Here is an 11,721-nt window from a genome sequence, read left to right as displayed (position 1 = left end):
CATCAGTGATTTTGCAAGTTAGACTAGCAAGTTTACCTGTATCCTGTATAGCTTCAAGGTTTGAGCGTGTCTGAGAGCTGAAATTGGCCAATTAACCCTTCAAGTTGTTCAACCAGCTGCTCGAGATTTGCACTAATCGCTTTCACCTCATTAGCATTGGTTGCGGTATCGTTGGCGTGACTTTGAATACGACCCACTTGAGCGAGCAAGGCATCGGTCATTTGCGCCTGGTGATCACTTTGTTTGCTGATGTCATTGGCGTTGTCATTGACCGTTCTAACTTGGTCGGCGATATTACCCAAAGCGGTAGAAAGTTCCATCACGGTTTCTGCACGTTGATTAGCACTTTCACTGGTCGCTTCAACCGCCTGCGCAGAGGCTTCACTGCCTGCACACAAGTTTTCAATGATGGTTTGGATTTCACCAGTGGCATCATGGCTACGACTGGCAAGGTTGCGTACTTCGTCGGCAACCACCGCAAATCCTCGGCCTTGCTCTCCGGCTCGAGCAGCTTCAATGGCGGCATTCAACGCCAATAAGTTAGTTTGCTCGGCAATTTCCCGGATCACGCTGAGGATCGTCGTTACTTGCTGGCTTTGTTGATTAACATCCAATATTTGTGTGCGTACTTGGCCAATATCAGCCACCAACTTACGAATGTCATTGGCCGCGACATTCGCCAGATCACTGCCCTGATTGGCACTGCCTGCGGCAGATTCACTCAATTGCGCCGCTTCTTGAGTACGATTTTGAATGTCGTGTTGATGCTGCTGCACATCATCGATGGCTGAAGACATGTCATTGGTTTCGTGACGTTGGCTATCAGCTAATTGATCGGTATGGCTTGAGACACGGATCAGATTCATGGCCTCAGCAGACAGGGTTTCTGAGGTGCGCTGAACTTGTTGCAGGCTGGCAGCAAAGTTATCAAGCAACTGGTCGCAACTATTGCACAGTTCACCAATCTCGTCGTCACGGGTATTGTTGAGGCGCTCGGAAAGATTTTTGTCATGGCTGGTGCGTTTCATAAAGGCAGAGACGCGCTTAAGCGGGGAGACCACCCAGCGGCGAATCACAGTGAGTGAGATTAAAAATCCAATCACAGCGATGCTGCCCATGATCCCAGCGGTAATTAACATTTCTCTATCGATAGTGCTATACAAAGGCTCAAGATCATACTCGAGCCGGATAACACCGAGTACGGTGCCTTCCTCTGCTACGTGGCATTGCAGACAATTGGTACCGCGATAATCGCTGCTCGCTTTCATCGGCAGGGCGACCACCAATCCTTTTCCCGCATCAGCATCAAAGGTTTCGACAATGGTTTCACCTTTGAGGGCGCGTTGGTCAATGGCATCCTGGGCAGATTGCTCAGGGTTTCCTGGGCCAAAAAAGCGGGTTATTGCCTCTCCACGGATCACGCGAGCGTCGTCGATGCCTTTGTGTGACAGCATTTTCTCTCGCAACGTATTACGCTGGCTGATGGTGCCGGTGAGCATCAGCATATTAAGGCTATCAAAGTAGTTGGACGCTTTATCTAAGGTTTGCTCGCTGACAATCGATGTCATCAAGGCTTTTTGTTGATGCGACTGATAGGCCAGCGAGGTGGCGAGCGCAAGAGCGAAAACAAGAAAAAGAGCAAGAAGAATTTTGCTCGCAAGGGTCATACGCATGAGTCAACCATTTGTTATTAATTTATAGAGTTATCAGTTATAGCCTGTAGCGACTATGTTAAACCGAGAGCGCACTTGTGGCGGTATCCTCATATAAAATGTGTGATTTCATCGACGTAAATCGTCCCAATAATGAGATGGAAACCCGTATTGCGAGGCATTCTGGCCGCACAGACTAACGGGTGTGGTCGGATGAATGCGTTTGAGTCGGCCAGCGAATTTAAGTAGCATGCGGCCTCTTGTTGTTGTTGGAATGAAGTAAAATGACCACTGAGTTGTTTAAAGAATTTACCTTTGAGGCGGCACACCATTTACCGAATGTGCCAGAAGGCCATAAATGTGGGCGTTTACATGGGCATTCATTTACGGTGCGTTTGTATGTAGAAGGCGACGTTGATCCGTATACGGGGTGGGTGATCGACTTTGCCGAAATAAAAGCGGCTTTCAAACCGATTTATCAGCGCCTGGATCACTACTATCTCAATGACATTGAAGGGCTAGAAAATCCAACCAGTGAAGTGCTAGCACACTGGATTTGGCAACAGGTAAAACCGAATCTGCCTCTGTTAAGCCAGGTCATGGTGAAAGAAACTTGTACCGCAGGTTGCACTTATCGAGGTGAGTAACGAAACTCGACGTGAGTAACAATACTCGAGGTAAATAAGAAGCAGTCGAGAGAAATAAAAAAACGCCGAGTAGCAGTGTCCAGCTTTATGAGGTCACTTCAGTACTCGGCGTTTTTTGTCGCTTTTCGACGTGTGCTTTGCTCCATGACGGCGCGATTTATCTTGCCACCGTCCTCGTCATCGTCACTTAGGCGATATTCAAATACTTGTGTGTTTGCACGGATAAACGCCAGCCGCGCGCAATGCAGGTGTCGATGCAAAGTTTGGTTGCACGTGGCTTTTGGCTTACCGGCTGCAGCGCAATGGTTGCACCAGGAGAGGCTGGGCAGGTCTCAAGCAGAGTCTCTAATTGTGTAATGTCCTTTTCTGTCCCCACCGGATGTTTTATCTCATTGGCTCGCGCCATCGCACTGGCGAGAACGGGCAATTTACCGCGCATATTGATTTTGGGCGACACCGTTACCCAGGTGGCTTGGCTCGCATAGACCGTATAGGTGCCACTGGTTTCAATTTGGCATTGGCATCCAGCCTCTTCCAAGGCTTCCGTTAAAGGTACCAAATCATAAAGACAGGGTTCGCCCCCGGTAATCACGATATGCTTAGCGTGATAGCGTTGCGTGATTTCAGTGACGATATCTTCGGCTCCTAGCCAGCACCAAGTCGGTGAATCCTCTGACTTATCAATAATAAAGATCTTATCTTGTTGATCCTTATCATCCGTTTCCCAGGTTTGCTTAGTATCGCACCAGGCACATCCTACTGGACATCCTTGCAAGCGGACAAAAACCGACGGAACCCCTGTGAAGGTGCCTTCGCCCTGGATCGTTTCAAATATCTCGTTGACTCGGTACATGGTGATTAATAGCGATAGAATATGAGCCCCGCATTATGCCAACGAATAAGTTTGAGATCTTGTTTTTTAGCCCGCGATTAGAGGATGAACAGCGTTACTGTTTAGACAGGTTTTGTGAGTTTGTACGCGATTTCAAAGATATAAAGTGACAAATGTCACGTGCTAGCGGCCAATTGCTTCACAATTAGTTCGCGAAGTAAAAAAATTCACCTAAATAGGCGGTGTCAGGGTTTATCGCCACAGCCACGTAGTAATAGGAAAGGGCATGATTATTGGGCAGCCGGGACATATCGATCATATTAAGCGCAAAAATGCGGGCACGATTTATAATTTAATCGACCGTTTTGAGCCTATTTCGCGGATCGAACTCTCGAAACGCAGCCAACTGGCGCCTGCCAGTATCACCAAAATTGTGCGCGAACTGATGGACGCTCACCTTGTAAAAGAGGCGCCGATCCAAGAAACGAGCATGCGCGGGCGTCCAGCTGTAGGGCTGATGCTGGATAACGAAGGCTGGCAATTTTTGTCCATGCGTCTAGGAAGAGGTTATCTCACTCTGGCGCTGCATTCGCTAAGCAGTGAAATTTTGATTCAAGAACGGCATGAATTAACGGTGGTGGCGCAAAGTGCATTACTCACCACCGTGGTCGATCATGTCAATGCGTTTTTCTCTCGGCACCAACAAACGGTGGATCGTGTCACCAGTATTGCGATTTCGCTACCGGGCTTGGTAAATAGTGCCCAAGGCACCGTGATTCAAATGCCGCACTTCGAGGTCGACCATATGCCTCTAGGGCCTGTATTACATCGTGAGACCGGTTTACCGGTATTTGTGGGGAACGACACCCGTTCTTGGGCACTAGCGGAAAAGTTGTTTGGTAACGCGAAAGAAGCAGACAGCGCCGTTCTGGTCGCGGTTCATAGCGGCGTTGGGGCCGGTATTGTGCTCGAGGGTAAAGTGCTTCAAGGGCGGATCGGTAACGTTGGCGAGTTAGGTCATATTCAAATTAAGCCCTTTGGTAAGCGGTGTTTTTGCGGTAATTATGGCTGTTTGGAAACGGTCGCAAGCCTGTCCGCGATCTATGAGCAGGTGGAGACATTGCTCAATGAAGGGCATCCGAGTTGCTTGCACGACCAACCCCTCACGATAGAGGCTATATGCGATGCAGCGGTGTCAGGCGATGGTTTGGCCCACCAAGTGATCACCGAGCTGGGGCATCACTTGGGAACCGCCATAGCGATTGTGGTGAATTTATTTAACCCAGAAAAAATATTATTTGGTGGCGAATTCAATCGCGCTAAATCGGTGTTGTATCCTGCGATCATGGAATGTTTAAAAACGCAGACGATTCCGCTGTATAGCAAGTACCTAGTCTTGGAAGAAAGCTATTTCTATACCCAAGCGACGATGCCTGGAGCGGCGATGGTAAAGCAGGCGATGTACGATGGTAATTTGCTGATGAAAGTGCTGGAGGGTTAATCGTTATCTTGGTTCACAGTTAAAAGATGATAAAAAGCAGGTGTTGTGCACCTGCTTTTTTTGATCTTGGCTAAGGGCGTTGGTTAGCTGTTTTTACGCTCTTCACCCAAGCATGCCGCCGCGGTAAATACTACGTCGGTTGAGCTATTCAGGCCTGTTTCGGCAGAGTCTTGTAAAACACCGATAGTAAAGCCAATCCCAACCACTTGCATGGCAATCTCTTGTGGAATACCAAACAAATTACACGCGAGTGGGATCAACAATAGGGAGCCGCCAGCAACCCCCGACGCGCCGCACGCGGATACCGCGGCCACCACACTCAACAGCACAGCCGTGGCGATATCCACTTGGATACCGAGTGTATGAACAGCAGCCAGGGTTAATACGGTAATGGTGATCGCCGCGCCTCCCATATTGATGGTGGCACCGAGTGGGATAGAGACAGAATAAGTATCTTCATCCAAATCAAGGCGGCGGCATAGCTGCATATTCACTGGAATGTTGGCTGCAGAGCTACGGGTGAAGAAAGCGGTGAGACCGCTTTCACGCAGGCAGCGAAAAACAAGGGGATAGGGGTTTTGACGCGTTTTGATATACACAATCAGCGGATTTACCACCAAGGCGATGGTTGCCATACTGCCGAGTAGCACCCCCAAAAGGTGTAAATACCCCATCAAAGCATCAAAGCCACTTTTCGCTAACGTGCTTGCCACTAAGCCAAAAATACCCAAAGGCGCAAACCGGATCACAAAGCGGACGATCATCGATACCCCCTCGGATACATCCGAGAAGACACGTTTGGTTTCGTTCGACGCATGATGAAGAGCAATACCTAAGCCAATCGCCCAAGCCAAAATACCAATATAGTTACCACTCATCAACGCGTTAACAGGGTTGTCAACGATATTGAAAAGTAGCGTACTTAATACCTGGCTAATACCCTCTGGCGGCGTAATGCTAGCATCCGTCGCAGCAAACTCGAGGGTAGTCGGGAACAAAAAACTCATGGTCACCGCGGTCAATGAAGCCGCAAGGGTGCCGATAAGATAAAGCCCAATAATGGGGCGCATGTTGGCCCGTTGGCCTTGTTTCTGRTTAGCAATGGACGCTGCCACTAAAACGAAAACCAAAATGGGTGCGACGGCCTTCAATGCGCTGACAAAAAGTTGTCCGAGCAATCCGGCTGTGCCAGCAAGCTCGGGGGATAGATAGGCTAAAACACCACCGGCAAGAATACCGATGAGTATTTGAAGTACCAGCGAGTTACCTCGACTGACACTGGCGAGTTGTGTTTGACTCATGTGACTCTCACTTCACTGTGTTTATTATCAATGGCTGTTAATGAATCGTTAGAAGTGACGAATTAAACCAGTTAAATTCACCCTATGTAAAGGGAAAATTGTTACTTTGAACTAGTTAGGTAGGACTGAAGTGGCGAGTTATGATTAATGAGAGGTTTATTTAGTGTAATTATTCTGTTATCGCTGCAGAATAAATGGTGATAATTCTAGGTCTAGCCGAGCAAATACGTGGATTTAGGCGGCCATCTAGCATAAAAAAAGGCGACCATAGCGGTCGCCGAAGGATAACAACTAGCACAGAAATTTTTAGTAAATCGCATGTCCCACGGTATTGAGCAACTTACTCACACCTTTTGTGAAGTAGAGAGGGGCATCTGCAATGGTATAGCAAAGGCAACCTTCTTTTGTGTATGGCGTATGATGGTGACGGCTATCGAGTAAGATAAAGTCACCTGGCACATACTGACCACTTTCATCTTCAAAGGTACCGTCCAACAAAAGGGTTAACTCATAGCCCTTATGAGTGTGCGCAGGCACTGAACCGCCTTCATCGATATGAAGAAAACTGGCTCGCGTTGCCCCTTCGTCGAGATTAAGTCGCGCACGTTGAACTTTACCAAAGGATGCCCAATTTGAATCGCCGAATCGTTGCAGCGCCCGGGGTAAGGCATATGTTTTTTCACCGACAGTAATTTGTGTTGCGCGCGCTTCAGGTTGTTCCGCGCCAGATTGCGTCAGCGCATCGGCATCGTTGGCAGCCGCTTGTTCAAAAATGGCGGATAGCATTTCATCTTCAGCATTGTGATCCCACTCATTTACCATCAACGCTTCGTCGCCGACTGTTTCTTGATCAAACGCCACTGATGCAAGCTTTTCTTCTGCAGTGGCCACGTAAGCTTGGCACTCCTGGCAAAGTTCAACATGAGCAGACAACGCAATCGCCATCGAAGTCGGCAATTTGCCAGCAGCAAAAGCATCCAGTAAATCGGTCGATGGATGATACTTAATCATTGTTTTACCTCCAGGTGATTGCGAAGCTTTTCTAGACCTAAACGCAATCGGGACTTGACGGTGCCCAATGGCACATTTAATTGTTCTGACAACTCTTGATGAGTCAGTTGCTTGAGATAAACCCCTCTAACCACCTGCTGCTGGACCGCGGGTAACTCGTCAATAAAACTGAGAAGCTCTTGGTCCATCATGTACTGAGCACCGGAATCTGTTTCATTGTCCTGTTGCCCTGACTCGAGAATGGGCCAGATATCATCGCTAAAGTTGTCTTCGCGATTCGATTGCACCTTGCGGAGCATATCGAAGCTTAAGTTGCGCATGATAGTGAATACCCATGTCGTCGCCGCGCCTTTGTCAGAATTATACAAGTGGGCTTTGCGCCATACCACTAGCATGGTTTCTTGTACTAATTCCATTGCTTGGCCGTCGGCTCTTAAATGTTTTGAACCATAAGCGCGTATCTTAGGGCCAAAAAATCGGAACAAACGTTCGAACGCTATGCGGTCGCGGTCTTCTGCAACTTTTGCTAATAATTCAGACAACTCTTCCTTCGTCACGTCAGTCATGTTGGCACGCGTGTCCCGTCTGGAAATGGTGGTCTCAGTATACATGGTTTGTGGCGCAGTCATAGTTGAGTCCTATCTGTCGTAGCCGTCCATCTCGCTTCCAATACGAGGCTTAAAACAATTGGATCACTCGACTTCTTGCTCGAGAAGCTGACTGATAAATTGCTTCGCCTCTTCTGCCGATTCTTGCGCGATAAACCATTGTTTTTGCGCGTTAGAAAGCGGCAAAATTTCTAACCAGCGTTGGCAACTCCAGGTTAAGTCTTCGAAATACGGCGCCTCATATTGCTCAGCATGATCCGGGTGGGCGGCGAAGACATTTTTAAGTCCTGCGGCGATACGCATTTTTTCTTCATTTTCTTCTTGGTCAATAAACTCGTCATGTGGCCAGTCATTCAGTGCCTGTATCTCGCCCACCCAGAGCTTGTCGGCTTCTTGCTCTGTCGATTGAATTTTTACCCGTTGACGACCTGCAATGGTAATGCCTAATAAACCATCGGGTAGTGTTTCAAAATCGACAATGTCCACCAGTGTGCCATATCGATATAAACGTTTACCTTGCATCATCGCCAGTACGAATCCCTGTTGATTCGCCGAGCATTCGCGGACCAAGCGCAAATAGCGAGGTTCAAAAATGCGCAGATTAGCTCTGCCCCCGGGTAGTAAGAACAAGGGTAGAGGAAACAGCTTCGTCATATCTACGCCTCCTTATTGATTCAACATGCCTGCCACTACGCGACTAGGGTTGGATACGATCAAGACAGAGACTGCATTACCACAATCAGGTTGACATCATTATAAGCTGTGGCATTCTGGACGTCTAAACATCTACTTTTCTAAGGGAATCGGAATGACGTTAAAGCGACCAGGATTTTGGATTGCGTCAGTGTTACTGGCGTTGATTATCAGCGGCTGCTCAGATCAGCCAGAAACGATAAAGATTGGTGCGACTGTCGGTCCCCATGCGCAAGTCGTAGAAGCGGTTGCGAAACAGGCTAAAACCGAAGGAATTCATGTCGACGTGGTGGAATTTTCGGATTACATCTCTCCGAATGCCGGTCTGGCAGATGGCAGTCTTGATTTAAATAGTTACCAACATCAGCCGTTTCTCGATAACTTTAATCAAAACCATGATAGTGAATTGGTCTCGATTGGGCGTTCCATCCTTATGCGGATGGGGATTTACTCAGACAAAGTACAGCGCGTGGACGATTTACCCCAAGGCGCACAAATTGCGATCCCTAACGATCCGACCAACGCCGGGCGCGCTTTGCTATTACTGCAAGACGCAGGGCTGATCACCTTGGCCGATAACGTTGGCTTTCAAGCGACGCTACAAGATGTTACCGCTAATCCCAAGCAGCTCGATTTTGTCGAAGTAGAAGCGGCACAATTGCCTCGCAGCCTACAAGATGTCGATGCTGCTGCAATTACCATGAACTATGTGATGTCATCAGGGCTTAATCCAAGTGATCAAGGTATTTTCTTAGAATCGAAAGACGCACCGCTCGCGGTGATGGTCGTGGCAGCGCGGGCAGAGGATAAAGATAATCCGACCTATCAGCGTTTGTTGGCGCTATTTCAATCAGAGGCAACACGTGCGTTTCTACAAAAAACCTTTGATGGCACGATCGAACCGGCTTTCTAGTTTTTTAAACCGGCCAGCGATAGCTGGCCATTGATGTACATTCTTAATCATTGTTTACCATTCAGGGAGTTATTGCGTTAACATGCCTCTCAGCTTGTGGTTGTAGCATTCGCTAGAGTCACAGTTTCCTCGCTCGCCTAACACACAGAACGCATAGGAATTGAGATGCAATCGGCTACTCGTCCATTTAATTGGTCGCCCGTATTGCTGGCATGCTTAACGGTCAGTATCGGGCAATTCAGCATGGGATTGGTTTTTCCATCATTACCTTGGATCGCTCGTGACTTCAATCTCAGCATGGACGATGTCCAACTGCTTATTTCCGCTTACCTGCTCGGGTTTGGCCCGTCACAATTTATCTATGGCCCCATTTCGGATGCACTCGGACGCCGCCGCGTGCTATTAGCCGGTGTCTTGCTTTCACTGGTTGGGTTAACCGTGATGGTGAGCTTTAGCGCCAGTTTTACCGGGTTGGTGATTGGCCGTTGTATTCAAGGGATGGGCACGGGGTGTTGTGCCGTCCTCTCGCGAGCCTTTACCCGTGACTCGTATTCCGGCGACCAACTGCCACAGGCGATGTCGTATTTGATCATGGTGGCGTCTTTTACCCCGATTGTCGCGCCCGTGATCGGTGGGTTCGTGAATCACAATCTTGGTTGGTTAGCGATCTTTATTTTATTGATGGTTTATACCAGCTTGGTGTGGTGCGTGCTCTTTTTCTTATTTAAAGAGAGTATGCATACGCGATCGCCATTACCTAAGATAAAAGTGATCCTTGGTCGTTATGGCGCACTGTTAAAAACGCCATACTTTCTTTATTTCGCCAGTATCAGCTGGTTGAACTTCACCTTGGTGATCACCACGGTGTCGCTGATGCCGTTTTTAATGCAAGAGCGCATCGGGATGACCTCGGATCAATATGCGCTGTGGGCGCTTATTCCTACTTGCGGGTTACTGCTGGGCAGCACGCTGGTGTCGCGCATTCGGCCGCGTTTGGGTACCAAGCGTATGCTGTTGATGGCACCGGTGATGCAGCTCATCTCAGCGATATGGCTATGGTTTACCCCCATGGATCCCTTGCTGCTGATGATAGGGCAGTTCTTTATGGTGTTTGGCAACGGGATTGCGCTGCCGTGCTCCCAGTCGCAGGTGATGCAGCCTTACTCTAACCAAGCCGGCACCGTCGCCGCGCTCTCCGGTGGTGGACAGATGATCATTTCTGCGTTAATCAGTATGGCGCTATTGAGTTTGGGCGTTAGCGAAGCATGGCATCTTGGTGTGGTGGTTGGCGTCTTTGCGCTGCTCTCCGTTCATAATATCTTCCGTGGCTTCGCAGCACCGAAAGTCAACGTCGCCAGTACCCCGAGTGAGGCATCATGACAAAGTCACAATTCGAAAAAGGCCTGTTTCCGCTGACAACTCCACGCCTGGGCATGCGGCCAATGATCAAAGCGGACTGGCCGTTGTTCCACCGCCTACACACCGACAACGCCGTCATTGCACAATGTTTTGACCCTATGCCATTGGATGAGATTGAAACTCGTTTTGAGCAACGGCTCACGCCGTGGTCCCCTGACACTAAGCACTGGTTGTGTTTGGTAATCGTAGAGACGGAGACACAAACGCCAATCGGCGTCACCGGCTTTTTGCTTGAGCAGGATGTCGCGGAAGTCGGCTATTTACTGTTGCCGCCTTATCATGGACGTGGTTATGGGACTGAGTCTTTGCAGGCTGTCACCGATTTTGCTATACACCGTGGTGGTGCGCGAACCATCAATGCGACAGTGACCGCGGGTAACCTTGCTTCGGCGCGCGTGCTAGAAAAGGTAGGGTTTCAACTTAGCCGTATTGATCCTGATGCTTTTGCAATTGGCGGTGTTTGTTACGACGACTGGATCTACACCTACACCGCAGCATGATTTAAATGTTTCCCCAGACTACTCCAGTCTCCAAAAGGATATCGTTGGGTACACGTGGGCAATGAACACTGCTACTTTGCACTGCAAGAGCCCAACCCAAGCTCAGAGCCCAGCATACAGCCACGTAGCACCTATAAATCTCAAGGCGTGAACCATATTGGCCTGATCATTGATGACATCGATACCATCCGCGAACGCTTACTTGAAAAAGGGTATCAGCCCAATGGTTCTATGGCGCACGAAACCCACCGCAAGCGGATGTATTTCTATGACAAAGCCGGTTTTGAGTGGGAATTGGTCGCTTACTCATCCGACAAAACCGAAGAAAGATACCTCTACGAGTAACGCACAAAGTCGCACTGCTCGCTTTCCCAGATAGAAACATACCGCCCCATATACAACGGGGTGGTGTGTGTTTATCCTAGCTTTATTACATCATAGCTTTTTCTATAAGAGATAGGCTAGGAACAAGAAACCATCCCCAGATTCCGATGCAGTTGACCCAAATAAACAACCTAAACTTTTTAGATTTAGTTGTCACTCGATGTCTTATGAACGGGTAGGCTAGCCAGTAGCCAAATAATCTAGTCCCAATAGAATAGGACATTTGATAGTTCCATCTCATATAGCCTTTTTCATCATAG

General features: G+C 48.6%; 11 protein-coding genes and 1 pseudogene. 6 read left to right on the top strand and 6 right to left on the bottom strand.

Translation table 11 applies throughout. The features are described from left to right. Positions 1–53: 53 nt before the first annotated feature. On the bottom strand, positions 54–1,673 hold the full coding sequence (locus tag BZG81_RS05095; RefSeq protein WP_077676881.1) for a methyl-accepting chemotaxis protein: 1,620 nt from the start codon (positions 1,671–1,673) through the stop codon (positions 54–56). Positions 1,674–1,936: 263 nt separating this feature from the next. Here BZG81_RS05095 and queD point away from each other — a divergent pair, with 263 nt between their 5' ends. Continuing rightward, a complete protein-coding gene (gene queD, locus BZG81_RS05090; RefSeq protein WP_021022792.1) occupies positions 1,937–2,299 on the top strand; it encodes a 6-carboxytetrahydropterin synthase QueD in 363 nt (120 codons plus the stop codon). A gap of 187 nt (positions 2,300–2,486) precedes the next feature. On the opposite strand, the gene queE is transcribed toward queD, so the two are convergent. Beyond that, positions 2,487–3,152: a 7-carboxy-7-deazaguanine synthase QueE gene (queE, locus tag BZG81_RS05085; protein WP_077646847.1), complete on the bottom strand. Its 666-nt coding sequence runs from the start codon at positions 3,150–3,152 to the stop codon at positions 2,487–2,489. A 265-nt stretch (positions 3,153–3,417) separates the two neighbouring features. Between queE and mlc the strand changes: the two genes are divergently transcribed. Next, positions 3,418–4,632, top strand: coding sequence for a sugar metabolism global transcriptional regulator Mlc (mlc, locus tag BZG81_RS05080; protein ID WP_021022794.1), 1,215 nt, complete (start codon positions 3,418–3,420; stop codon positions 4,630–4,632). An 83-nt stretch (positions 4,633–4,715) separates the two neighbouring features. Here mlc and sstT read toward each other — a convergent pair whose 3' ends face one another. From sstT to BZG81_RS05060, 4 genes are all read right to left on the bottom strand, one after another. Continuing rightward, positions 4,716–5,933 (bottom strand): serine/threonine transporter SstT, encoded by a 1,218-nt coding sequence (sstT, locus tag BZG81_RS05075; protein WP_028569616.1) that lies wholly within the window; start codon positions 5,931–5,933, stop codon positions 4,716–4,718. Between the two features lie 306 nt (positions 5,934–6,239). Next, a complete protein-coding gene (locus tag BZG81_RS05070) occupies positions 6,240–6,944 on the bottom strand; it encodes a ChrR family anti-sigma-E factor (protein WP_077461302.1) in 705 nt (234 codons plus the stop codon). After that, a complete protein-coding gene (locus tag BZG81_RS05065) occupies positions 6,941–7,510 on the bottom strand; it encodes a sigma-70 family RNA polymerase sigma factor (protein WP_101494590.1) in 570 nt (189 codons plus the stop codon). The genes BZG81_RS05070 and BZG81_RS05065 overlap by 4 nt, the downstream gene beginning before the upstream one ends. 126 nt (positions 7,511–7,636) lie before the next feature. Continuing rightward, positions 7,637–8,206: an LON peptidase substrate-binding domain-containing protein gene (locus BZG81_RS05060; RefSeq protein WP_077676880.1), complete on the bottom strand. Its 570-nt coding sequence runs from the start codon at positions 8,204–8,206 to the stop codon at positions 7,637–7,639. A 154-nt stretch (positions 8,207–8,360) separates the two neighbouring features. Between BZG81_RS05060 and BZG81_RS05055 the strand changes: the two genes are divergently transcribed. From BZG81_RS05055 to BZG81_RS05040, 4 genes and pseudogenes are all read left to right on the top strand, one after another. Then, complete coding sequence (locus BZG81_RS05055) at positions 8,361–9,158, top strand: MetQ/NlpA family ABC transporter substrate-binding protein (protein ID WP_077676879.1); 798 nt, start codon at positions 8,361–8,363, stop codon at positions 9,156–9,158. A 165-nt stretch (positions 9,159–9,323) separates the two neighbouring features. Beyond that, on the top strand, positions 9,324–10,538 hold the full coding sequence (locus BZG81_RS05050) for a multidrug effflux MFS transporter (RefSeq protein ID WP_077676878.1): 1,215 nt from the start codon (positions 9,324–9,326) through the stop codon (positions 10,536–10,538). Beyond that, a complete protein-coding gene (locus BZG81_RS05045) occupies positions 10,535–11,077 on the top strand; it encodes a GNAT family N-acetyltransferase (RefSeq protein ID WP_077676877.1) in 543 nt (180 codons plus the stop codon). Before BZG81_RS05050 ends, BZG81_RS05045 begins: the two co-directional genes overlap by 4 nt. Before the next feature lie 45 nt (positions 11,078–11,122). After that, positions 11,123–11,422 (top strand): annotated as a pseudogene (locus tag BZG81_RS05040) (VOC family protein); the annotation flags it as partial. Positions 11,423–11,721: the final 299 nt, after the last annotated feature.

Source organism: Salinivibrio sp. MA607 (assembly GCF_001996245.1).
Taxonomy (GTDB): Bacteria; Pseudomonadota; Gammaproteobacteria; order Enterobacterales; family Vibrionaceae; genus Salinivibrio; species Salinivibrio costicola.
The sequence above is the reverse complement of the archived record's forward strand: the minus strand, read 5'-3'. Positions and strand labels throughout refer to the sequence as shown.